The 22,547-nt window shown below is 68.2% G+C and carries 21 protein-coding genes and 2 tRNA genes; 14 read left to right on the top strand and 9 right to left on the bottom strand.

Translation table 11 applies throughout. The features are described from left to right. Nucleotides 1–3: 3 nt before the first annotated feature. On the bottom strand, nucleotides 4–2,826 hold the full coding sequence (polA, locus tag AC3EF3_RS05570; protein WP_488531161.1) for a DNA polymerase I: 2,823 nt from the start codon (nucleotides 2,824–2,826) through the stop codon (nucleotides 4–6). Between the two features lie 58 nt (nucleotides 2,827–2,884). On the opposite strand from polA, the gene AC3EF3_RS05565 reads away from it, so the two are divergent. From AC3EF3_RS05565 to AC3EF3_RS05545, 5 genes are read left to right on the top strand one after another with little or no spacing between them, the layout of a single operon-like run. Then, the gene (locus AC3EF3_RS05565) at nucleotides 2,885–3,199 is read left to right on the top strand and encodes a hypothetical protein (RefSeq protein ID WP_488531160.1); all 315 of its coding nucleotides are present in this window, start codon (nucleotides 2,885–2,887) and stop codon (nucleotides 3,197–3,199) included. After that, a complete protein-coding gene (locus tag AC3EF3_RS05560; protein ID WP_488531159.1) occupies nucleotides 3,199–4,173 on the top strand; it encodes a homoserine kinase in 975 nt (324 codons plus the stop codon). Before AC3EF3_RS05565 ends, AC3EF3_RS05560 begins: the two co-directional genes overlap by 1 nt. Then, nucleotides 4,170–4,949, top strand: coding sequence for a BPSS1780 family membrane protein (locus tag AC3EF3_RS05555; RefSeq protein WP_488531158.1), 780 nt, complete (start codon nucleotides 4,170–4,172; stop codon nucleotides 4,947–4,949). The genes AC3EF3_RS05560 and AC3EF3_RS05555 overlap by 4 nt, the downstream gene beginning before the upstream one ends. Beyond that, nucleotides 4,946–5,701 carry a FecR family protein gene (locus tag AC3EF3_RS05550; protein ID WP_488531157.1) on the top strand — a complete coding sequence of 252 codons (756 nt, stop codon included), beginning with the start codon at nucleotides 4,946–4,948 and terminating at the stop codon, nucleotides 5,699–5,701. Before AC3EF3_RS05555 ends, AC3EF3_RS05550 begins: the two co-directional genes overlap by 4 nt. A gap of 13 nt (nucleotides 5,702–5,714) precedes the next feature. Then, entirely contained in the window at nucleotides 5,715–6,641 is a 927-nt protein-coding gene (locus tag AC3EF3_RS05545) for a cation diffusion facilitator family transporter (RefSeq protein ID WP_488531156.1), read from the top strand. Between the two features lie 269 nt (nucleotides 6,642–6,910). On the opposite strand, the gene AC3EF3_RS05540 is transcribed toward AC3EF3_RS05545, so the two are convergent. Beyond that, nucleotides 6,911–9,271 (bottom strand): UvrD-helicase domain-containing protein, encoded by a 2,361-nt coding sequence (locus AC3EF3_RS05540; protein ID WP_488531155.1) that lies wholly within the window; start codon nucleotides 9,269–9,271, stop codon nucleotides 6,911–6,913. Nucleotides 9,272–9,282: 11 nt separating this feature from the next. Between AC3EF3_RS05540 and AC3EF3_RS05535 the strand changes: the two genes are divergently transcribed. Continuing rightward, nucleotides 9,283–9,954 carry a hypothetical protein gene (locus AC3EF3_RS05535; protein WP_488531154.1) on the top strand — a complete coding sequence of 224 codons (672 nt, stop codon included), beginning with the start codon at nucleotides 9,283–9,285 and terminating at the stop codon, nucleotides 9,952–9,954. Nucleotides 9,955–10,064: 110 nt separating this feature from the next. Continuing rightward, a complete protein-coding gene (locus tag AC3EF3_RS05530; protein ID WP_488531153.1) occupies nucleotides 10,065–11,042 on the top strand; it encodes a GMP reductase in 978 nt (325 codons plus the stop codon). On the opposite strand, the gene AC3EF3_RS05525 is transcribed toward AC3EF3_RS05530, so the two are convergent. Genes AC3EF3_RS05525 through AC3EF3_RS05515 form a run of 3 tightly spaced genes read right to left on the bottom strand, consistent with a single transcriptional unit; the run spans nucleotide 11,043 to nucleotide 14,608 of the window. Further along, nucleotides 11,043–12,365 carry a S41 family peptidase gene (locus AC3EF3_RS05525; RefSeq protein ID WP_488531152.1) on the bottom strand — a complete coding sequence of 441 codons (1,323 nt, stop codon included), beginning with the start codon at nucleotides 12,363–12,365 and terminating at the stop codon, nucleotides 11,043–11,045. 6 nt (nucleotides 12,366–12,371) lie between these two features. Beyond that, nucleotides 12,372–13,226: an alpha/beta hydrolase gene (locus tag AC3EF3_RS05520; protein WP_488531151.1), complete on the bottom strand. Its 855-nt coding sequence runs from the start codon at nucleotides 13,224–13,226 to the stop codon at nucleotides 12,372–12,374. Between the two features lie 26 nt (nucleotides 13,227–13,252). After that, nucleotides 13,253–14,608 (bottom strand): MBL fold metallo-hydrolase, encoded by a 1,356-nt coding sequence (locus AC3EF3_RS05515; RefSeq protein ID WP_488531150.1) that lies wholly within the window; start codon nucleotides 14,606–14,608, stop codon nucleotides 13,253–13,255. Between the two features lie 93 nt (nucleotides 14,609–14,701). On the opposite strand from AC3EF3_RS05515, the gene AC3EF3_RS05510 reads away from it, so the two are divergent. Next, on the top strand, nucleotides 14,702–15,124 hold the full coding sequence (locus tag AC3EF3_RS05510; protein WP_488531149.1) for a universal stress protein: 423 nt from the start codon (nucleotides 14,702–14,704) through the stop codon (nucleotides 15,122–15,124). A gap of 18 nt (nucleotides 15,125–15,142) precedes the next feature. On the opposite strand, the gene AC3EF3_RS05505 is transcribed toward AC3EF3_RS05510, so the two are convergent. After that, the gene (locus tag AC3EF3_RS05505; protein WP_488531148.1) at nucleotides 15,143–15,652 is read right to left on the bottom strand and encodes a CBS domain-containing protein; all 510 of its coding nucleotides are present in this window, start codon (nucleotides 15,650–15,652) and stop codon (nucleotides 15,143–15,145) included. A 124-nt stretch (nucleotides 15,653–15,776) separates the two neighbouring features. On the opposite strand from AC3EF3_RS05505, the gene AC3EF3_RS05500 reads away from it, so the two are divergent. The 6 genes from AC3EF3_RS05500 (at nucleotide 15,777) to AC3EF3_RS05475 (ending at nucleotide 19,415) form a co-directional block, all read left to right on the top strand. Next, a complete protein-coding gene (locus AC3EF3_RS05500; protein WP_488531147.1) occupies nucleotides 15,777–16,226 on the top strand; it encodes a universal stress protein in 450 nt (149 codons plus the stop codon). A 70-nt stretch (nucleotides 16,227–16,296) separates the two neighbouring features. Further along, complete coding sequence (locus tag AC3EF3_RS05495; protein WP_488531146.1) at nucleotides 16,297–16,977, top strand: GntR family transcriptional regulator; 681 nt, start codon at nucleotides 16,297–16,299, stop codon at nucleotides 16,975–16,977. Further along, a complete protein-coding gene (locus AC3EF3_RS05490; protein ID WP_488531145.1) occupies nucleotides 16,974–17,855 on the top strand; it encodes a phytanoyl-CoA dioxygenase family protein in 882 nt (293 codons plus the stop codon). Before AC3EF3_RS05495 ends, AC3EF3_RS05490 begins: the two co-directional genes overlap by 4 nt. After that, nucleotides 17,855–19,213, top strand: a complete 1,359-nt coding sequence (locus tag AC3EF3_RS05485; protein WP_488531144.1) for an NAD(P)H-dependent oxidoreductase — start codon at nucleotides 17,855–17,857, stop codon at nucleotides 19,211–19,213. The genes AC3EF3_RS05490 and AC3EF3_RS05485 overlap by 1 nt, the downstream gene beginning before the upstream one ends. Before the next feature lie 32 nt (nucleotides 19,214–19,245). Then, nucleotides 19,246–19,321, top strand: a tRNA-Ala gene (locus tag AC3EF3_RS05480). An 18-nt stretch (nucleotides 19,322–19,339) separates the two neighbouring features. Continuing rightward, a tRNA-Lys gene (locus AC3EF3_RS05475) sits at nucleotides 19,340–19,415 on the top strand. Nucleotides 19,416–19,483: 68 nt separating this feature from the next. Here AC3EF3_RS05475 and AC3EF3_RS05470 read toward each other — a convergent pair. The 3 genes from AC3EF3_RS05470 to AC3EF3_RS05460 are packed head-to-tail and all read right to left on the bottom strand — an operon-like array spanning nucleotide 19,484 to nucleotide 22,547. After that, nucleotides 19,484–20,224, bottom strand: coding sequence for a sulfite exporter TauE/SafE family protein (locus AC3EF3_RS05470; protein WP_488531143.1), 741 nt, complete (start codon nucleotides 20,222–20,224; stop codon nucleotides 19,484–19,486). Then, nucleotides 20,224–21,939 (bottom strand): L-aspartate oxidase, encoded by a 1,716-nt coding sequence (locus AC3EF3_RS05465; RefSeq protein WP_488531142.1) that lies wholly within the window; start codon nucleotides 21,937–21,939, stop codon nucleotides 20,224–20,226. The genes AC3EF3_RS05470 and AC3EF3_RS05465 overlap by 1 nt, the downstream gene beginning before the upstream one ends. Continuing rightward, on the bottom strand, nucleotides 21,936–22,547 hold the full coding sequence (locus AC3EF3_RS05460) for a fumarate hydratase C-terminal domain-containing protein (protein ID WP_488531141.1): 612 nt from the start codon (nucleotides 22,545–22,547) through the stop codon (nucleotides 21,936–21,938). The genes AC3EF3_RS05465 and AC3EF3_RS05460 overlap by 4 nt, the downstream gene beginning before the upstream one ends.

Below are 22,547 nucleotides of genomic sequence, written 5' to 3'. Positions count from 1 at the left end.
CGCCTAGTGCGCCTCTTCCCAGTTCGCGCCCACGCCGATCTCGGCGAGCAGCGGCACGCGCAATTCCGCGACGCCGGCCATCAGCTGGGGGATTTCGGTGCGCACCCACTCGACCTCGCCGTCGGGCACCTCGAACACGAGTTCGTCGTGCACCTGCATGATCATCTTCGTCGCGCGCTGCTGCGCGTCGAGCACGTCCTGGATCTTCACCATCGACAGCTTGATCAGGTCGGCCGCCGTCCCCTGCATCGGCGCGTTGATCGCCTGGCGTTCGGCGCTGCCCCGGCGCGGGCCATTGGGTGAATTGATCTCGGGCAGGTACAGGCGCCGGCCGAACACCGTCTCCACGTAGCCCTTGCTCTTGGCCGACAGGCGCGTCTCGTCCATGTACCGCTTCACGCCCGGATAGCGCTCGAAGTAGCGCTGGATGTAGTTCGCCGCGGCGGTCTTGTCGATGCCGAGGTTGCGCGCGAGGCCGAAGCTCGACATGCCGTAGATCAGGCCGAAGTTGATCACCTTCGCGTAGCGGCGCTGCTCGCTCGTGACCTGGTCCGGCGCGACGCCGAACACCTCCGAGGCGGTGGCGCGGTGCACGTCCATGCCTTCGCGGAAGGCGCGCAGGAGCGCTTCGTCTTCCGACAGGTGCGCCATGATGCGCAGCTCTATCTGGCTGTAGTCGGCACTGGCGATGCGGTGACCGGGCGGTGCGATGAAGGCCTCGCGGATGCGGCGGCCTTCGGCCGTCTTCACCGGGATGTTCTGCAGGTTCGGGTCGTTGCTCGACAGCCGCCCCGTGATCGCCACCGCCTGCGCGTAATGCGTGTGCACGCGGCCGCTCTTCGGGTGCACCATCTGCGGCAGCTTGTCGGTGTACGTGCCCTTCAGCTTCGACAGGCCCCGGTGCTCCAGCAGCTTCGCCGGCAGCGGATAGTCCTCCGCCAGCTTTTCCAGCACCTCTTCGTCCGTGCTCGGCGCCCCGCTCGCGGTCTTCTTGATGGCGGGCAGCCCGAGCTTGGTGAACAGGATCTCGCCGATCTGCTTGGGCGAGCCGAGGTTGAACGGCTGGCCCGCGAGCTCGTGCGCTTCCTTCTCCAGCTGCATCATGCGCTGGCCGAGCTCGGTGCTTTGCTTCGCGAGCATGGCCGAATCGATCAGCACGCCGTTGCGCTCGATGCGGTACAGCGCCTCGCTGCTGCGGATCTCCAGGTCGTAGATGAAGGCGAGCCTGCTGTCGGCCTGCAGCTTCGGCCACAGCGCGAGGTGCACGTCGATGGTCTGGTCCGCGTCCTCGCAGGAGTATTCGGCGGCCTTGTCCACCGACACCTGGGCGAACGGGATCTGGTGCGCCCCCTTGCCGGTGATCGTTTCGTAGTCGATGCCGCTGCGGCCCAGGTGCCGCTCGGCGAGGCTGGCCAGGCTGTGCGGCTTGTGCACTTCGAGCACGTAGCTTTCCAGCATCGTGTCGTGGTCATAGCCCCGCACCTCGATGCCGTAGTTCGCGAAGACGTGACGGTCGTACTTCAGGTGCTGCCCGAGCTTTTTCCTCTGCGGGTTTTCCAGCCACGGTTTCAGCTTCGCCAGCACCTCGTCGCGCGGCAGTTGCTCCGGCGCGTCCTGGTAGTTGTGGCCGAGCGGGATGTACGCCGCCTCGCCGGGTTTCACCGCGAACGAGATGCCGATGATCTCGGCCTGCATCTCGTCGAGCGAACTGGTCTCGGTGTCGAGCGCGGTGATCTCCGCCGCATCGAGCCTGGGCAGCCACTCCTCGAGCTGCGCCCAGGTGAAGATCGTGTCGTAGCGCAGCGTCGTGACCTGCGACAGGCCCGAGAGATCGGGCTCTTCGTATTCGGCGCCCGCGCCGGGCCCGACCTTCTTCTTCGTGCGGTGTTCCTCGATCAGCTCGGGCGGGACTTCGTGGATCGCGAGCTGCTTCACCAGGCCCTTGAGGCCGTACTTCTCGTAGAAGGCCTTCAGCGCCTCGGTGTGCTGGCCCTCGCGCACGGCAATGTCTTCCAGCTCCGGCAGGCCCGGGATGAAGTCCTTCAGGTCGCAGTCCTTCTTGATCGTGAGGATCTCGCGGCCCTTGGGCAGCCAATCCAGCGCCTTGCGCAGGTTCTCGCCGACGGCGCCTTTCACTTCGTGGGCGCGCGCGACCAGGTTGTCGAGCGAGCCGTATTCCTGCAGCAGCTTCACGGCCGTCTTGGGACCGACCTTGTCCACGCCCGGCACGTTGTCGACCGAGTCGCCCACCAGCGTCTGGTAATCGACCATGAGCGACGGGGGCACGCCGAATTCGCTCGTGACCCCTTCGATGTCGCGCTTGCGGTCGTTCATCGTGTCGATCACGACCACGTTCTCGTTCACGAGTTGCGACAGGTCCTTGTCGCCGGAGGAGATGATGGTCCGGTAGCCGCGCTCGGTGGCCAGGCAGGCCAGCGTGCCGATCACGTCGTCGGCCTCGACGCCCGGCACGTTCAGCACCTTCCAGCCGAGCAGGCGCACGACCTCGTGGATCGGCTCGATCTGCGCGCGCAGGTCGTCCGGCATCGGGTTGCGCGTGGCCTTGTATTCCGGATAGATGTCGTCGCGGAACGTCTTGCCCGGCGCGTCGAAGACGCAGGCGACGTAGTCCGCACGCACGTCCTTGCGCAGCTTCTGCAGCATGTTGATCATGCCGCGGATGGCGCCGGTGGCCGGGCTGGTCGGGTCGCCGGGCACGGCGCGCAGGTCCGGCATCGCGTGGAAGGCGCGGTAGAGATAGCTCGAGCCGTCCACCAGCAGGACGACCTTGGGCTCACCCGTGTCGGGCATCTGCGATTCGCTCATGAAACCGATTGTCCCATCCCGCACGGATGCCTTCTGACAGGACCCTACAATGGCTTCCATGCGTTCCGGTTTCCTCCTGCTTTCCTCGCTCGCCTGTGCGGCCGCCCTGGCGCAGACTCCCCCGCTCGTGCAGGAGTCGCAGCCGCTCGACCCGCGCCAGAACCAGAAGGTCGAGCGCATCCACGTGGAAGACAGCGCCGTGAAGATCGACGAGGTGCGCTACGCCGGCCAGACGCAGAGCGCCACCGTGCAGCCGAAGGACGGCATGCCCGCGTACGAGATCCAGCCGCCGACGCCCTTGCGCCAGCGCGTGGACGACGGCCGCCGCGGCACCGTGGGCGGCGAGCGGGTCTGGAACGTCCTCGCCTTCTGATGGCGGTCTTCACCGAAGTCCCGGAGGAGGCAGCCGGCGAGCTGGTGCGCCGGCTCGATCTCGGCGAGCTGCACTCGCTGCGCGGCATCCAGGGCGGCATCGAGAACACCAATTATTTCCTGACGGCGGACAAGGGCGGCACCAGGCACGATTTCGTGCTCACGCTGTTCGAGCGCCTGTCGCACGAGCAGCTGCCTTTCTATCTGTACCTGATGAAGCATCTGGCGCGGCGCGGCATCCCGGTGCCCGAGCCGCAAACGCAGCCCGGCACGGCGTCGGCCGCGCATCCCGAAGGCGAGCTGCTGTTCACCTTGTGCGGCAAGCCCGCGGCGATCGTCGAAAAACTGCGCGGCCACAGCGAACTGCAGCCCACCGTGGCGCACTGCCGGGCCGTCGGCGACATGCTGGCCCGCATGCACCTGGCCGGGCGCGACTTCACGATGTACCAGCCGAACCTGCGCGGCCTCGCGTGGTGGAACGAGACGGCGCCGGTGGTGATGCCCTTCCTCGAGCCTGCGCAGGCCGCGCTGCTGCAAAGTGAGCTCGCATTCCAGAACCACATCGCCGCGAGCTCCGCCTACGCCGCCCTGCCGCGCGGGCCGATCCACGCCGACCTGTTCCGCGACAACGTGATGTTCGAGGACGGGCAGCTCACGGGCTTCTTCGATTTCTACTTCGCCGGCGTGGACACCTGGCTCTTCGACATCGCGGTGTGCCTGAACGACTGGTGCATAGCCCTCGACACCGGCGCCCACGACGAGGCGCGCGCGCGCGCCTTCCTCGACGGCTACGGCCAGGTGCGCCCGCTGGCCGCTGCCGAGCGGCGCCTGCTGCCCGCGATGCGGCGCGCCGGCGCCTTGCGGTTCTGGATCTCCCGGCTGTGGGACTACCACCTGCCGCGCGAAGCCGCCATACTCAAGCCGCACGACCCCACGCATTTCGAGCGCGTGCTGCGCGAGCGCGTCAGCCGATGAAACTCAACATCGTTCCCGCCTCCCGGGGCATCCAGTGGGCCAAGCTGGGGATGCAGACGTTCATGAAGCAGCCCCTTGCACTGGCGGCACTCATGTTCATGTACGGCACCGTGGGCTTTGCCATGCTGATCGTGCCGTTCATCGGCCCGTTTCTGACGATGGCCATGGTCCCGATGGGCACGCTGGGCCTGATGGCGGCCACCAAGGTCGCGGAAACGCGCGCTTTCCCAATGCCCGCGGTCCTGCTCACCGCCTTCCGCGCAAGCCGCGAACGGGTGCGCGCGATGTTCGTGCTGGGAGCGCTGTATGCGGGCGCCATCCTGCTGGTCGCGCTGGTGGTCCAGTCGCTGGTCAACATGCCGGATGTCGGCGGCAAGTCGGCCGAGGAACTCGCGCAGACGCCCGGCATGGTGGAAGCGCTGCTCTCGACGCTGCTGTGGACGGGCGTGCTGTACCTGCCCGTCTCGCTCGCGTTCTGGCATGCGCCGGCCCTCGTGCACTGGCACGGCGTGCCGCCGGTCAAGAGCCTGTTTTTCAGCTTCGTGGCATGCGCGCGCAATGCCGGCGCCTTCAGCTTGTACGGCCTGGCGTGGGTGGGCATGTTCGTGGTGATCATGGCCGCCAGCGCGCTGGCCGCCCTGATCACGCCCTGGCTGTCGGGTGTGGTGTTCGGCGCCTTGTGGACGCTCGTGACCATCGCGTTCTATGTCTCGATCTATTTCACCTTTCGTGATAGCTTCCTCGACGCAGACGGCAACCCGGAGGACAACCGATGACGCGACATGAATTGCAGGGCCGCACGGAGGCCGAAGTGCTCTGGTGGCAGCGGCGCAGCTTCCTTCGGGCGGCCACCGCCTGGACGGCGATGGGCGGATTCGCGGCCGCCCGGGCGCAACAGCGAAGCAACATCGTGGAGCTGGACGGCGACGTCAACGTCAACGGGCAGCGCATCACGCGCGACCACACCATCCAGACCGGCGACAGCATCGAGACCGGGCCCGGCTCGCACCTGGTGTTCGTGATCGGCAACTCGTCGTTCCAGGCACGGCAGAACACGCGCTTCACCGTCGAGCGCGGGCCATCGCTCTTCGCCGTGAGCGTGCTGCGCATGATCACCGGCGGCATCGCGGCCGTGTGGGGCAAGGGTACCCACCGCCAGATCGTCACGCCGACGCTCACGGCCGGCATCCGCGGCACGGGCACGTACACCGAGGTCCTGCCGGCGCAGGACTTGCGCACCTATTTCTGCAACTGCTACGGGACGATCGCGATGAGCGCGGGCGGCGATGCACTGGTGTCGCAGTCGTCCTATCACCAGTCGTTCTGGGGCGAGGCCGCGCCGAAGAACGGGCACCGGCTCACGCCCGCCAATGCGATCAACCACACCGACGAGGAGATCGAGTTCCTCGCCATGCTGGTGAACCAGCGCACCGCCTGGGAAGTCGAAGGGCGCAAGGGCGTGAAAGACGGCATGGGCTACATGGACGCCCAGCCGCCGGCCATGCATCCGGCGAACTGGACGAAGTAACGGGGCAGCGGCGATGGCCGGAGCGCACGCGCACCACCACCATCACCACCATGACCACGGTCATGGGCACGGGCACGGGCACGGACACCGTACCGGGCGCGCGCTCGCGATCGGCATCGCGCTGAACCTGGCGTTCGTCGCGATCGAGTGGGGCTTCGGCGTGTATGCGCAGTCGCTCGCGCTATTGGCCGACGCCACGCACAACCTCGGCGACGTCCTGGGCCTCGTGCTGGCCTGGGGCGCGGCGCGCCTCGCGCTGCGCGCACCGTCCGCCCGCTACACCTACGGCCTGGGCGCGAGTTCCATCCTCGCCGCGCTGGCCAACGCGCTGCTGCTGGTCGCGGTGACCGGCGGCCTCGTGTGGGAGGCCGTGCTGCGCCTGCAGGAGCCGCGCACCATCCAAGGCGCTGTCGTGATCGGCGTGGCGCTGGCCGGCGTCGTCGTGAACGGCATCACGGCATGGCTGCTGCACGGCGGGCACGAGCACGATCTCAACGTGAAGGGCGCCTACCTGCACATGCTGGGCGATGCGGCGGTGTCATGCGCGGTGGCGCTGGCCGGCGCCGTCATCCTCGCGACGGGATGGGAATGGCTGGACCCGGCGATGACCATCGTCGTGGGGATCGTGATCGTCGTGGGCTCGCTCGGGCTGCTGCGCGATTCGACCCGGCTCGCGATGCAGGCCGTGCCGCACAACATCGACAGTGCCGCCGTGCGCACCTACCTCGCGGGCCTGTCCGGCGTGACCGAAGTGCACGACCTGCACATCTGGGCGATGAGCACCACCGGCACCGCCATGACCGCCCACCTCGTCATGCCCGGCGGGCACCCGGGCGACGCGTTCCTCGGCGAAGCGGCGCACGAGATCGAGCACCGCTTCGGCATCCGCCATGCCACCTTGCAGGTGGAGCTGGGGAACTGCGGGCAGGGGTGCGATTGAATCTGTCATTGCGGGCTTTGAGCCGCAATCCAGCTCGTCTTTGAGCTCCTTGTCCGTATTCCGCGTTGGCGGCCGGGGAGGACTTTTCTCCGGGACACGCTCGCGACGACCATCGCGTCGTCTTGAAATCACGCCCTCCCGCCTCCATCGCGCGATCACTGGCCGCTGGGGTACGCGAATGGCCCTGCGAAAAGCCCTCCCCGGCCGCCAACGCTGCATTGCGCGAGTTCGAGCCGCCGCGACCCCGGCCTGCGCCGGGGTGACGCCTCTCAGTCGACCGGCGTGAGCTTGGCGACCGCGAGCGCCAGCCATTTGATGCCGTGGCGCGGGAAGTCGACCTGCGCGCGCGCGTCGTCGCCCTGGCCTTCGATCGCCCTCACGGTGCCTTCGCCGAACTTCGTGTGGAACACCTTCGTGCCGGCCTTCAGGCCGTGCGCGGGCGCGGTCTTCTGGACCGGCACCGGCGGGCTCGCGAACTTTTCGGTGTCGCGCGCCGCATACGAACGGGTGGACGGATAGCCGCCGCCGTAGCCGAAGGCCGAACCGCTGAAGCGCTGGTTCTTCGGCGTGAGCCATTTGAGCGCCGCTTCGGGCAGCTCGTCGAAGAAGCGGCTGCGCACGTTGTAGCGCGTCTGGCCATGCAGCAGCCGGGTCTGCGAATGAGTCAGGTACAGGCGCTGGCGCGCCCGCGTGATCGCCACGTACATCAGGCGCCGCTCTTCTTCCAGGCCGTCGTAGTCCTGCATCGAGCGCTCGCTCGGGAACAGCCCCTCTTCGAGCCCGGTGATGAACACGCAATCGAACTCCAGGCCTTTGGCCGAGTGCACGGTCATGAGCTGCACGGCGTCCTGCCCGGCCTGCGCCTGGTTGTCGCCGGATTCGAGCGCGGCATGGGTGAGGAAGGCTGCGAGCGGCGACAGCGTTTCGCCGGTTTCGGCATCGGGCGGGACATAGTCCGGCGCGGGCTCGTTGATCTCCGGCTGGCTCGGGTCCAGCCCCTGGCTCGCGGGCGACTGGCGCAACACGGTGCCGAGCTCGTCGACCGGCAGCGCCACCGCATCGCGCCCGAAGCCTTCCTGCGTGACGAAGCTCTCCGCCGCGTTGACCAGTTCCTCCAGGTTCTCGATGCGGTCGGCACCCTCGCGTTCGGTCTTGTAGTGGTCGATCAGGCCGGAGGCGTGGACCACGTGCTCGATGATCTCGCGCAACGTGAGGTTCTGCGTGGCCGCACGCATCGCATCGATCTTCTGCGCGAAGGCCGCGAGCTTCGCGCCCGCCGCGCCGGTGGTCGCGCCCACCGAATCGTGCAGCGAGCCGCCGCGCGCGCGCGCCGCATCCTGCAGCTGCTCGACCGTGCGCGCGCCGATGCCGCGCGGCGGGAAGTTCACCACGCGCAGGAAGCTCGTGTCGTCGTTCGGGTTCTCCAGCAGCCGCAGGTACGCCAGCGCGTGCTTGATCTCGGCGCGCTCGAAGAAGCGCAGGCCGCCATACACGCGGTAAGGCACGGCCGCGTTGAAGAGGGCCGTTTCGATCACGCGGCTCTGCGCGTTGCTGCGATAGAGCACGGCGATCTCGTGGCGGGGAATGTCATCCCGAACGAGCTGCCGCACCTCCTCCACCAGCCACTGCGCCTCCGCCATGTCGGTCGGCGCCTCGTACACGCGCACCGGCTCGCCGGGGCCCGCATCGGTGCGCAGGTTCTTGCCGAGCCGCCGCTGGTTGTGGCTGATCAGCGCGTTGGCCGAATCGAGGATGTTCGAATGGGAGCGGTAGTTCTGCTCCAGCTTGATCTGGTGCCGCACGTCGAACTCGCGCACGAAATCCGCCATGTTGCCCACGCGCGCACCGCGGAAGGCGTAGATGCTCTGGTCGTCGTCGCCCACCGCGAACACGGCGTTCTGCGCGCCGGCGAACATCTTGATCCACGCGTACTGCAGCTTGTTGGTGTCCTGGAACTCGTCGATCAGGATGTGGCGGAAGCGCCGCTGGTAGTGTTCGCGCAGCGGATCGTCGTCGCGCAGGATCTCGTAGCTGCGCAGCATCAGCTCGCCGAAATCGACCACACCCTCGCGCTGGCACTGGTCCTCGTACAGCTGGTAGATCTCGACCTTGCGGCGGTCGTCCTCCCCGCGCACTTCCACCGCGTTCGGGCGCAGGCCATCCTCCTTGCAGCCGGCGATGAACCACTGCAGCTCCTTGGCGGGAAAGCGCTCCTCGTCCACGTTGTGCGCCTTCATCACGCGCTTGACGGCCGAGAGCTGGTCCTGCGTGTCCAGGATCTGGAAGCTCTGCGGCAGGTTGGCGATGCGCCAGTGCGCGCGCAGGAACCGGTTGCACAGGCCGTGGAAGGTGCCGATCCACATGCCGCGCACGTTGACGGGCAGCATGGACTGCAGCCGCGTCATCATTTCCTTGGCGGCCTTGTTGGTGAAGGTCACGGCCAGCACACCGCCCGGCGAGACCTGGCCGGTGGAGAGCAGCCAGGCGATGCGCGTGGTCAGCACGCGGGTCTTGCCCGATCCCGCTCCCGCCAGGATCAGCGCATGCTCGGCCGGAAGCGCCACGGCCGCGCGCTGTTCGGGGTTGAGATTCTGCAAGAGGGGCGACTCGGCCGCGACATCTGGGAACATCGGGGGATTGTATGAACCGGCTGCTGCTCATCACCTGCCTCCTGTCGGCATCGCTCGCTGCGCAAGGGCAGCCCTCCTCCTGCTCCAGCGACGGGGTGGCCCCGCCGACGGCGCTGCTGGAGCGCTTCATCAATGCCGACTGCGAGACCTGCTGGGCCGACCGGCAGGCGCCCGAACCCGCCAGCGGCGCTTTGGCGATCGACTGGGTGACGCCGGGCGGGCGCGGCGACGACGCGCCGCTGGCCGCGGTGGCCACGCGCGACGGCGCCGACCGGCTGGCAGCGATCGGCCGGCCGCTGCCCGATCGCGCCGCCAGCGTATTCACGCAACGCCGCGCGGACACGCGGCGCGTGCGCGTGGCCCACGGCCTGCCTGTGGTCGACTACATCGGCGCGTCGATCGAGCTGAAGCCTGCCGGCACGGGCCCTTGGAAGGCCTGGCTGCTGCTGGTGGAAACTTTGCCCGCGGGCACCGAGGGCAGCCCGGTGGAGCGCAACCTGGTGCGCAACGCCTTCACCACCGACTGGCGCGCGTCGAGGAAGCCCCTCGCGCAGCGCTACGAGCTGCGGCCGATGCGCATCGCCGAAGGCGCGAAGGCGTCGCGCCTGCGCGTCGTCGGCTGGGTGGAGGATGCGAACGGCCGCATCCGGGCCATCGCGCAATCGCGCTGCACGCAAAATTAGCGCCTGGGGTAGAATCAATCACCGGGCCCAAGCATTTGTGCGCCCGGTTTTTTATTGCCGGGCCCAGTCCAAGCGCTCACTGTTTCACAACAGCCTTCCGGAGCCTGGTCATGGAAATCTTCGATTACGACAAAGTCCTGCTGCTGCCGCGCAAATGCCGCGTGCAGAGCCGGTCCGAATGCGACGCCTCGGTCGAATTCGGTCCCCGCACCTTCCGCATCCCGGTCGTGCCCGCCAACATGAAGACGGTGGTGGATGAGGACATCTGCCTCTGGCTGGCGCGGAACGACTACTTCTACGTGATGCACCGGTTCGACCTCGACAACGTCGCGTTCGTGCGGCGCATGCGCGAGGCCGGCGCCTACGCGTCGATCTCCCTGGGCGTCAAGCCCGCCGACCACGACATCGTCGACAAGCTCGCCGCCGAGGGCCTGGTGCCCGAATACATCACCATCGACATCGCGCACGGCCACGCCGACACGGTCAAGGAGATGATCGCGCACATCAAGGCGAAGCTGCCCTCCTCGTTCGTGATCGCCGGCAACGTCGGCACGCCGGAGGCGGTGATCGACCTGGAGAACTGGGGCGCTGACGCGACCAAGGTCGGCATCGGCCCGGGCAAGGTGTGCATCACGCGCATGAAGACGGGCTTCGGCACCGGCGGCTGGCAGCTGTCGGCGCTGAAGTGGTGCGCGCGCGTCGCGACCAAGCCGATCGTCGCCGACGGCGGCATCCGCGAGCACGGCGACATCGCCAAGAGCATCCGCTTCGGCGCGACGATGGTGATGATCGGCTCCATGCTCGCCGGCCACGAGGAATCGCCGGGCAAGACGGTGGAAGTCGAAGGCAAGCTCTACAAGGAGTACTTCGGCAGCGCGTCGGACTTCAACAAGGGCGAGTACCGCCACGTCGAAGGCAAGCGCATCCTCGAGCCGGTGAAGGGCAAGCTCGCCGACACGCTGCGCGAGATGCAGGAAGACGTGCAAAGCTCCATCAGCTACGCGGGCGGCCGGCGCCTCATGGACATCCGCAAGGTGAACTACGTGATCCTCGGCGGCGAGAACCAGGGCGAACACCTGCTCATGTGATCAGCGCCGGAACATACCCGGCGGCGTGACGTCGCCCAGTACCTGCGGGGCGGGCGAGCCCTGCGCCGCGCGTTGCAACGCGATCTGCGCCGTCACCGGGCACTGCCCCGTCGCGATGTAGCCGAGGGCCGCCTTCAGCCGCCCTTCGCTGGGGTCGCCGAGCAGGTGATCGAGGTCGTCGGGGACCGGACAGGTCGGCGCGAAGCCGGCGGTATAGCCGCCCACGCCCTGCGAATTGACGCTCTCGAAGTTCACCGCGTTGTAGATGGTGCCGCAGTAGTCGTAGGGCTCGAAGCCGTACGGCTTGCCATAGGTCGTCTCCCCGATGAGGACCACGTCCATGAACGGCTTCAGGCCGTTGATGACCAGCTCGCTCGCCGACGCGGTGCCGCCCGAAGCGATGATCACCACGCGGGTGAGGCCGGGGATGCTGGCGGCGGGCTGGTTGAAGATGAAATTCGTGTTCTTCGCCTGGTTCTTGTCGTTGAAGCGCAGCGACGCGAAGACCTGGCCCGCGACGCGCGCGCCCGCCACAAGGCTGCCGAGGTCGCGGGACGTGGCCACGTCGCCGCCACCGTTGTAGCGCAGGTCCAGCACGAGCTCGCTCGCGCCCTGGGCGGCGAACGACGAGACGGTCGAGGTCAGGTCGTTCAGGCTGTAGGTGACGAATTGCGTGTAATCGAGGTAGCCGACCTTGATCGGCTGGCCGTTGCGGGTGCCGTCCAGCAGCGCCACATCGCGCACGGGCGTGAGCGCGAATTTCGCCGAGACCATCTGCAGGTCCTTCACGTTGCCCGCGGTGTCGCGCACGCGGATCGTGCGGGGCACGCCTTCGGTCGCGACGCTGGGCGGCGATCCCGCGAGCACCTGCGCGGGCGTGTAGCCGTCGATCGCGAGGATCGTGTCGCCGCGCCGCAGGCCCGCCGCGTAGGCGGGGCCTTTGGGCTCCGCCGTGCGCACGCGCAGCACGCCGTTGGCAGCATCCGTGACGACGAGCGAATAACCGTAGCCCGTGAAGGTGCCTTCCTCGAAGAGCTGCTGGTAGGCGACGGTCGATTCGGTGAAGCTGAAACGATCGGTCGGCCGGTACAGCATCGACTGGAAGTACGCGTCCATCGTCGCGGCGTTCGCGTCGGGCGCGCGAAGCTGCTGGTACCAGAGGTATTCGCCCGTCATGAAGTCCTGCACCTTCTGGCGCTGGTCGGCGATCGAGCAGGCCTGTGTTGCCTGCGGGCCGGGCGAGGTGGTCGTCGAACCACCACCTCCGCCGCCGCCGCAGGCCTGCAGCAGCGCGACGAGGGCGAGGAGCCAGAGTCTTTTCATGATGCGTCAGCCCAGGATGAGTTCGAGTGCGAGCTGGTGCAGCCGGTCTTCCGGCTCGGCCAGCGCCTCCAGTGCCGTGAAATGATTGCGGCCGGGCAATTCTTCGCACACGGGCACGCGCTGCGCACCCCACGCCTCGCGGATCAGCCGGTTCTGCCGGTGATACTCCTCGCTCTCGTCGCCGCCGCACACCGCATAGAGCCGCCCTTGCGACGGCGCCGGCAGGCGTGCGGGACTGGCCTTGCGCACCTGCTGGGGCGTGAGCTGCAACGACGTTTGCAGGAAAGGCGTGTGCATGATCGGCTCGAGGTCGTGCAGGCCCGAGATCGAGAGCGCGCCCTTCACCAGATCGGCGGGCAAGGCGGCGTCGTACGCCGGCCAGCTGCACGACATCATCATCGCGGCGAGCTGGCCACCGGCCGAATGGCCCGCCACCGTGATCCGGTCGGGATCGCCCCCGTGTTTCGCGATGTTCTTCCTCGTCCACGCGAGCGCCTTCACCATCTGCATCACGATGTCGGGCACGGTCACTGCCGGGCACAGCGCGTAGTTCGGCACGACCACGCACACGCCCCGGCGCGTGAAGGGCGGCGCGACGAAGGCATGGTCGCGCTTGTCGAACCCGCGCCAGTAGCCGCCGTGGATGAAGAAGAGCACCGGCGCGGGCTCGTTCGCCTCCGCGCGGAAGATGTCCAGGTGCTCGTTCGGCCCGCCGCCGTAGCGCACGTCCAGTTCGCGCCCGCCGCCGCGCATCGCCTGGATCGAATCGGCCGCCCAGCGGCGGAAATGCTCGGGGTGCTCGGGCACCAGTTCACGGTTGTTGTACTGGCGATCGAGCCAGGCCGGGTCGTACTTCGTCATGCCGCCGAGTGTAGGGGCGGCGCGGCTCAGAGATCGACGGACTGCAGGTGTTCGGCCACGCGGCAATTCCACCCGAGCCTGTCGGCAAGCTGCAGGCGCAGGCTGTCGGCCGCCACGGGTTCCCCGTGGACGATGAAGGCCTGCTTCGGCGTGCGCGGCATCGCCGCCGCCCACCCGAGGAGTTCCGCGCGATCCGCATGGGCCGACAGCGCACCCAGGCTCGCCACCTCGGCGCGGACCGGGACGTATTCACCGTGGATCTTGATCTCGCTGGCCCCCGCCGCCAGCGCCGCGCCCCGCGTGCCCGCCGCCTGGTAGCCGGCCAGCAGGATGGTGTTGCGACGATCCGGCGCAAAGGCCTTCAGGTGGTGCACCACGCGTCCGCCGGTGGCCATGCCGCTCGCCGAAACGATCACGGCCGGCGTGCGCAGCTGGTTGAGGCTTTCGGATTCCTCGACGGAGTTGACGATGCGCGCGGCCGAGCACATCGCGCGGCATTGCTCGTCGTCGAGCCGGTGCTGCTCGCGGTAGCGGTGGTACAGCGTCGTCACGTCCGCGGCCATCGGGCTGTTGAGGAACACGGGCACGTCCGGAATGCGCCGCTGCGCCTTCAGCGTGGCGATCAGGTAAAGGAGCGCCTGCGCCCGACCGACGGCGAACGCCGGCACGACCACCACGCCGCCGCGAGCCGCCGTGCGGTTGATGACTTCGCCGAGCGCGGCTGCCGGATCGGCCTGCGCATGCGCGCGGTCGCCGTACGTGGATTCGATCAGCACGTAGTCCGCTTCGGGCGGCGCGTCGGGCGGTTTCATCAGCGTGTCGGCCTGCCGCCCGAGATCGCCGGAGAAGAGCACCGTGCCGCCATCCCATTCCGTCCGCACGCTGGCCGCGCCGAGGATGTGGCCTGCCGCCGAAAAACGCATGCGCACGCCGCGCACCGGCTCGAACTCCTGCGCGAACGGGACGGGCTTGAACTGATGGAGACAGTGCCGCGCATCGTCTTCCGTGTAGAGCGGCAGCGCGGGCTTGTGCTTGGAAAATCCCTTGCGGTTGGCGAACGAGGCTTCTTCTTCCTGCAGGTGCCCGGAGTCCGGCAGCAGCAGCGAGGCCAGGTCGCAGGTCGCCGCGGTCGCGAACACCGGTCCGCGAAAGCCGGCACGCGCCAGTGCCGGCACGAACCCGCTGTGGTCGATGTGCGCATGCGTCAGGACCACGGCGCCGATGCTCTCCGGGTCCACCGGGAAGCGATCCCAGTTGCGCAGCCTCAGCTGCTTCAGGCCCTGGAACAGTCCGCAGTCGACCAGGACGCGCCGGCCTTCGTGCTCCAGCAGGTACTTCGAGCCCGTGACAGTGCCGGCGCCGCCGAGGAAAATCAGTCGCATCACGTCACGGTAATCCGCTGCCCTTCAGGCAGCTTGATGCAAATCAACGGGGCCGGCAAGCGCACGATTACTCTCCATCCGAAGGAAACGAACATGAAGATCCTCCTGGCTGCCGACGGCAGCAAGTTCACGAAGAAGGCACTGGCTTTCCTGGTCACCCATGAAGAGCTGGCGGCAGACGCCGGCGAGCTGGTCGTCCTCAACGTGCAGGCACCGGTTCCGCCGCGCGTGAAGGCGCTCGCCGGCGCGGCGGCCGTGCGCGACTGGCATCGAGAGGAAGCCCGCAAGGTGCTCGATCCCGTGGAGCGTTTCCTCGGCCGCCATGACATTGCCTTCAGGACGGCCTGGGTGGTGGGACACGCCTCCGACGAGATCGTCGCGGCCGCCAGGCGCGAGAAGGCGGGGATGATCGTCATGGGAACGCACGGCCATGGGCTGCTCGGACGCGCCCTCATGGGGAGCGTCGCCCAGAAGGTCGTTGCCCAGGCGCCCCTGCCGGTGCTGCTCGTGAAATGAACGGCACACCCCGAACCGTCATTGCGCCGCCACCATCCCGAACGCCGGATAGGCGAGCTGGCGCGCCGCGGGCACGCTGATCACGGCGCGGTCGCTCGTCTCGCGCGCGATGCCGGCGCGCAGCGCACGTGCGAGCCCGGCGAGCTCTTCGGCAATGGCACCCAGCAGGTCGTCGAACGACACCAGGCCCACGACGTTGCCGGTGTCGTCCACCACCAGCAACCGCCGCACGCCGGCCACCTGCATCGACGAGATTGCCTCGTGGACGCTGGCGTGCTTGCCGATCGCCACCGGCGGCGAGTGCGCCACGTCGCGGGCGCGCACGTTCGCCGCAGGCTGTGCCCGGCCGAGCACCTCCAGCGCCAGGTCGCGATCGGTGATCACTCCCAGCACGTTGGGCGGATCGTCGTCGGTCACCACGGCCAGCGCGCCCACGTGGTGTTCGCACATCAGCGCTGCCGCGTCCCCGACGGGCGCATCGGCGGCAACGGCGATGACCGGGTATTTGCAGAGGCATCCGATGTCCATGGAACTCTCCTTCGAAGCTGCGAATTCACTTTGACCCACGCGCGCCGCCACGACTTGACCCTCGTCAACCCGCCGCGTCGACCCATGCCGAAGACTGGACGGACGATCACTGAAGGAGAGTTCCATGCGTACCTATCGACGCATCCTCGTGCCGGTCGACGGCAGCCCGACCTCGAACCGGGCGCTCGTCGCCGCACTGAACATCGCGCGGGACGGCGACGCGCACGTGCGCCTGGTGCATGTGCTCGACGAGCTGATGTTCCTCACCGGCTTCGAGGCCGGCGCGGAGGTCTATCCGGCGGCCCGGCGTGCCGCCGAACGCGTGCTCGTCGCAGCGGCCGAGATCGCGCGCGCGGCGGGCGTGGAACCCGAGACCACGCTGGTCGACGCACCGGGCCAGCGGCTGGGCGAATCCATCGCACGCGAGGCGACCCACTGGAGTGCCGACCTGGTGGTCGTCGGCACGCACGGGCGCCGCGGGCTCGGGCGCGTGCTGCTGGGCAGCGGCGCGGAGCAGGTCATCCGTCTTTCGCCGGTGCCGGTGCTGGTGATCCGGGGCGGCGAAGAGGACTGAACGCGGCCCGGCCATCCGGGGGTTGCGGCCCGGCCGAGGGCGATGTATTCTGTATACAGAGTACATCGCCGTGGCCGCCCAGCTCGTCAAGCTCGATGCCGCACCCGACCTCGTCGAGCAGGTCTACGCCCGCCTGCTCGACGCCATCAGCGAGGGCTCGCTCGCGCCGGGCGAGCGCATCACGCAGGAAGACATCGCCGAGAAACTCGCCGTCTCGCGCCAGCCGGTGCTGCAGGCGCTGCGCCTGCTGAAGAAGGACGGCTTCGTGCGGGACGCGCCCGGCCGCGGCGTGCTGGTCGCGCCGCTGGATGTTGCCGCGATGCGCAGCATCTACCAGGTGCGCGGGGCGCTCGATGCGCTGGCCGCGCGACTGGCGGCGGCGCGCCGCACGAAGCTCGATCCGAGGTTGTTCGAGCAAGGGCGCAAGGCCGCGCGCGGGCGCGCCGTGAAGGCGATGATCGACGCCGACCTCGCCTTCCACAACGCGATCTACGCCGCCAGCGGCAACCCGCTCATCGCGCAGACGGCGCAGCAGCACTGGCGCCACCTGCGCCGCGTCATGGGGGCCGTGCTGCGCGAGGCGCGCCAGCGCGAGACGGTGTGGGACGAGCACGAAGCCATCGCGAAGGCGATCGCGGCCGGCGACGGCGAGAAGGCCGCGCGCCTGATCGAGCAGCACAGCCAGCGCGCGAGCGAGAACCTCGCGCTGCGGCTGGACCGCGTCCTCAAAACCCAGGGAGCCAAGCCATGAAACTCACGAAGGAACAGCTCGAGCAGTTCGACCGGGACGGTTACCTCTTCTTCCCCGGCCTGTTCACGCCCGAGGAGGTCAAGGTGCTCACCGACGAAGTGCCGAGCCTGTACGCGCGGCGGGAAGCGTACAACGTGCGCGAGAAGGGCCGCGATGCGGTGCGAACGAATTTCGCCGCGCACATGTACAGCGAGCCGTTCGCGCGGCTGGCGCGCCATCCGCGCATGGTGGAGCCGGTGATGGACCTGTTCGACGAACAGGTCTACATGCACCAGTTCAAGATCAACGGGAAGATGGCCTTCGAAGGCGACGTGTGGCAGTGGCACCAGGACTACGGCACCTGGCTCAACGACGACATGATGCCCACCGAGCGCGCAATGAACGTCGCGATCTTCCTGGACGACGTGAACGAGTTCAACGGCCCGCTGATGTTCATCCCCGGCAGCCACAAGCGCGGCGTGATCGAGGCCGAGCACGACCCGGGAACGACGAGCTACCCGCTGTGGGTGGTGGACCACGAGCTCGTCTCGAAGCTCGTCGCGCGCGCCGGCGGCAAGAGCGGCGGCATCGTCGCGCCGAAGGGCCCGGCCGGCTCGATGATCCTGTTCCACAGCTGCCTGGTGCACGCATCCACCAGCAATCTCTCGCCGTGGAACCGCGTGAGCGTGTACCTGTCGCTGTGCGCGGTGTCCAACCACATCCGCCGCTTCAAGCGGCCCGAGTACATCGCGCACCGCGATTTCACGGCCATCGAGTGCCTGCCCGACGACTGCCTGCTCAAGCCCTACCCCGTCGAGCTGCCGTGGAAGGGCGGCGTGCCCGCGAGTGCCTTGCAGACGTCGCCGGTGCCGATCGACGAAGTGAAGAAGGCGGCGTGATGAGCCTGTATTCGAAACTCCGGCAACGCGCCGCCGAAGGCAAGCCCGTGCGCGTGGGCCTGATCGGGGCCGGCAAGTTCGGCTCGATGTACCTCGCGCAGGTGCCGAACACCCCCGGCGTGCATCTCGCGGCGATCGCGGACCTCTCGCCGGACGCGGCGCGCACCAACCTCGCCCGCGTCGGCTGGTCGCCCGAGCGCACACAGGCCGCATCGATCGACGCCGCGCTCAAGACCGGCGCCACGTACCTGGGCACCGACTGGCAGGCGCTCGTGCGCCATCCGGCCATCGACGTGGTCGTCGAATGCACGGGCCATCCGATCGCCGCGGTCGATCACTGCCTCGAGGCCTTCATCAACGGCAAGCACGTCGTGAACGTCACGGTGGAGGCCGACGCGTTCTGTGGCCCGCTGCTCGCACGACGCGCGCGGGAAGCCGGCGTGATCTATTCGCTCGCCTTCGGCGACCAGCCCGCACTGATCTGCGATCTGGTCGACTGGGCTCGCACCTGCGGCTTCCCGGTCGTCGCCGCCGGGCGCGGCCACAAGTGGCTGCCGCACTTCTGCGAATCCACGCCGGAGACGGTGTGGGGCTACTACGGGCTCACGCCGGAACAAGCGAAGCGCGGCGGCCTGAACCCGAAGATGTTCAACAGCTTCCTCGACGGCAGCAAGCCGTCGATCGAGAGCACCGCGGTTGCCAACGCCACCGGCCTCACCGTGCCGGGCAACGGCCTGCTCTACCCGCCCGCGAGCGTCGAGGACATTCCCTTCGTCACGCGCCCGCGCGAGGAAGGCGGCGTGCTGGAACGCAAGGGCATGGTCGAAGTGATCTCGTCGCTCGAAGCGGACGGGCGGCAGATCCCCTACGACATCCGGATGGGTGTGTGGGTCACGGTCGAGGGCGAGACGGAATACGTCAGGAACTGCTTCGAGGAATACAACGCGCATACCGACCCGAGCGGGCGCTACTTCACGCTCTACAAGCGCTGGCACCTCATCGGCCTCGAAGTGGGCATGTCGGTGGCCAGCGTCGCCCTGCGCGGCGAACCCACGGGTGTCGCGACCTGCTGGAACGCAGACGTGGTCGCTACCGCCAAGCGCGACCTGAATCCGGGCGAGGTGCTGGACGGCGAAGGCGGCTACACGGTGTGGGGCAAGCTGCTGCCCTCGGCGAAATCGATGCAGATGGGCGGGCTGCCGCTCGGCCTGGCGCACGACGTGAAACTCGTGCGGCCGGTGAAGAAGGGCCAGAGCCTCACGTGGAGCGACGTCGCGATGGACCAGGCCACGCGCGCGTACCGCATCCGCAAGGAGACGGAAGCCCTGTTCGCGCCGCCGCTGCTGAAGGCGGCATGAAGTTTTTGCTACAATACCGCTCTCTCTTCTGTGGGGGGGTAGCTCAGCTGGGAGAGCGTCGCGTTCGCAATGCGAAGGTCGGGAGTTCGATCCTCCTCCTCTCCACCACAGTTTCGTTTTCAGAGTGGGCTCTTAGCTCAGTTGGTAGAGCAGCGGACTCTTAATCCGTAGGTCGAGTGTTCGAGTCACTCAGGGCCCACCACTCTTCTCAAGGACTTAGCGCTCGGCTAGGTCCTTTCTTCTTTCCGGACGCGGCGAAAGCTTGATTGCCTATTTCGCCAGCGCACGCGCGATCACCGCTGCACCGGAAATTGCCAGCAGCGCAAAGAGCGCCTGCCGCACCCGCAAAAGCGGAAGGCGGGCGTGCAACTTGCTGCCTATGAACACACCGAGCGCGCACACCGGCAGCAGCCAGAGCCAGGTGCCCAGCAGCCCCGCCTGGTTCAACAGGCCATTGCTCGCGAACGTGACGGCACGGATGAGCCCGCTCATGAGGATGATCGTCACCGTTGTCGCCCGGAAGCTCGCGCTGTCCACGCGCCGCGCGAGGTAGGTGGTGTAGATCGGGCCGCCGGTGCCGAAGAGCGCGCTGAACACGCCACCCGCGACACCGGCCGGTGCCGACCACAGCGCGCTCACGGGCTGGGCCTGCGCCGGCCGCACGAGGTTCCACAGCGCGTTCAGCAGCACGAAGACACCCAGCGCCAGCAGCAACCAGCGCGGCTCGACGTTCACCAGCAGCGTGACGCCGGCGTAGATGCCGAGCAGCATGAAGGGAACGAGGCGCAAGAGCTCGGCGCGCGAGACCAGGCGCCAGTTGAGCGCGCCGACGGCGAGGGTCGCGCAGAAGTCAAGCAGCAGGATCAGCGGCACCGCGAACGTGAGCGGCACGAACTGAACGAGGACAGGCACGGCAACGACGGCCGACCCGAACCCCGTCAGCCCGAAGATCGTGTACGCGGCGAACACGGCGCCGGCCATGCCCGCCCAATCGCCCCAGGCGTGCAGCATCACTCGATCAGGCTCTCGCCGGGACGCACACGCGTGAAGCGAACCGGCTCCGTGGCGACCGACAACGCATCGCCCTGCTTGCGCACCACTGTGTAGCGCGAAGCCTCCAGCTCGCCCGCTTCCGGGAAATCCTCGCGGAAGTGCGCACCGCGCGAGTCCTCGCGCACGAGCGCCGCGGCCGTGACGGCCTGGCTCACCTCGATGAGGCTGCGCAGGTTCAGCCAGTCGTGCCAGCTCACGTTGAAGCCGCGGTCGTCTCCCGGCACGCCGCTGCGCGCCAGTTCGAGCTGCAGTTCGTGCAGACGCGATTGCGCGCGCTTCAGGCCGCGTGCGTCGCGCAGGATGCCCGCGTCGTCCCACATGCAGCTGTACAGCTCTTCGCGGATCGGGTCGATGTTCGCCGGCTTGTTGCGCAAAGGGACTTCGTGCGACTCGACGCTGCGTGCGATCGCCGATTCGTCGGGTGCGCGCCATGCGCCGTGCCGTGGCACCCATTTCGCCATGGTGTCGCCGGCGATGCCGCCGAAGACCGTGGAGTTCGCGACGCCGTTGCCGCCGAGCCGGTTGGCGCCGTGCACGCCGCCGGTGTCCTCGCCCGCGGCGAACAGGCCCTTCACCGCCGTCGAGGTATCGGCCTCGAACATCACGCCGCCCATCATGTAGTGCGCCGTCGGCACCACTTCGACGAGGCCGCCCGCGAGATCGAAGCCGCAGTCGGCGCAGCGCTCGACCATGCCCTTGAACTGGCGCTTCACGTTGTCGGGACCGAGGTGCGACATCTGGATGTGCACGCCGCCGTTGGGCGTCGTGCGGCCCGCGCGCATCTCGCTGAAGATCGAGCGCGAGACCACGTCGCGCGTGGCGCGCTCGGCGCGCGCGTCGTAACGTTCCATGAAGCGCTCACCGCGGCCATTGACCAGCCAGCCGCCCGCGCCGCGCAATCCTTCTTCGAGCACCGTGCCGGTCATGCGCGTGCCCGTGCCGGCCAGCAGTCCTGTTGGATGGAACTGCACCATCTCCATGTCGCGCAGCGCCATGCCCGCGCGCAGCGCCATCGCCAGGCCGTCGCAGCTCTTCTCGCCCGAAGGCGTGTGATAGCGGTACATCGTCGGGCCGCCGCCGGTGGCAAGCAAGACAGCCTTCGCCTGCACGAAGACGTATTCGCCGCTGCGCATGTCGATCATCAGCACGCCGGAAATCCCGCTGCCGTCGGCGGACGCGATCAGCTCGATGGCGCGATGCTCCTCCAGCCGGTCGATCCCGCGTGCCCACACCTGTTCGGCGAGGCGGTTGATGATCTCGATGCCCGTGAGGTCACCCTTGTGCACGGTGCGGTCGAAGGTCTGGCCCGCGAACGCCTTCTGGTGCACGGTGCCGTCCGGGTTGCGGTCGAAGAAACAGCCGAGCTCGTTCTCGAGTTCGTGGATGCGGACCACCGCCTGCGTCACCAGCGTCCACGCGAGGTCCTGGTTGGCGAGCCACTTGCTGCCTTCGATCGTGTCCATGAAGTGGCGCTCGATCGAATCGCCCGGCGCGAGCGCGACGTTGTAGCCGCCTTGGACCATGCGCGTGCAGCCGCACTTGCCGAGCAAGCCCTTGACCGCGACCGTGATCTTGAGCGACGGGTCAGCCGCGTGCGCATGCAGCGCGGCGAAGAGGCCCGCGCCACCCGACCCGAGGATCAGGATATCTGTCTGCAACCGCTTCACGTTCATGCCTGCACCCCGAGCGAGCGCAAGACCTTCTCGCGATTGGCGTCGGCCTCCCGCCGGACGGCGTCGTACAGGCTTCCGCCGTGGCTGTCCATCGCGACCAGCAGGGGGCCGAAATCGCGGATGCGGAAGCGCCACAGCGATTCGGGGTTCAGGTCGTCGAGGTCCACGTCCTGGATCTGCTCGATCCACGTTGTTTCGAGCGCGGCCGTGCCGCCGATGATCGCGAGATATGCGCCGCCGAGGTCGCGGAAGGCCGCGAGCGATTCGTCGCGCATGCCGCCTTTGCCGACGATCAGGCGCACGCCTTCGCGCTGCATCAACGGGCGCGTGAAGCGCTCCATACGGTCCGAGGTCGTGGTGCCGATGCACACGGGCGCGTACCCGGCCGGGTGGTCGGCGCTCGCGGGCACCTTGCGCACATTGGGCGCGGTGTGGATCACCGCGTGCCCCTGCAGGTCGAAGCGCGTCGTACGCGCGCGGTCGAACATGTGGATCAGCGTCGCGTCGCGGATCCCGAAGAGCGTGCGCTGCAAGGTGACCGTGTCGTTCACGCGCAGGCGGCGCACCCGCTCCTCGGTGATCGGCATCTGGAGTTCGTGATGGGCCAT

This window comes from Ramlibacter sp. GS1-15 (genome assembly GCF_057785015.1).
This window is presented reverse-complemented; position numbering and strand designations above follow the sequence as displayed.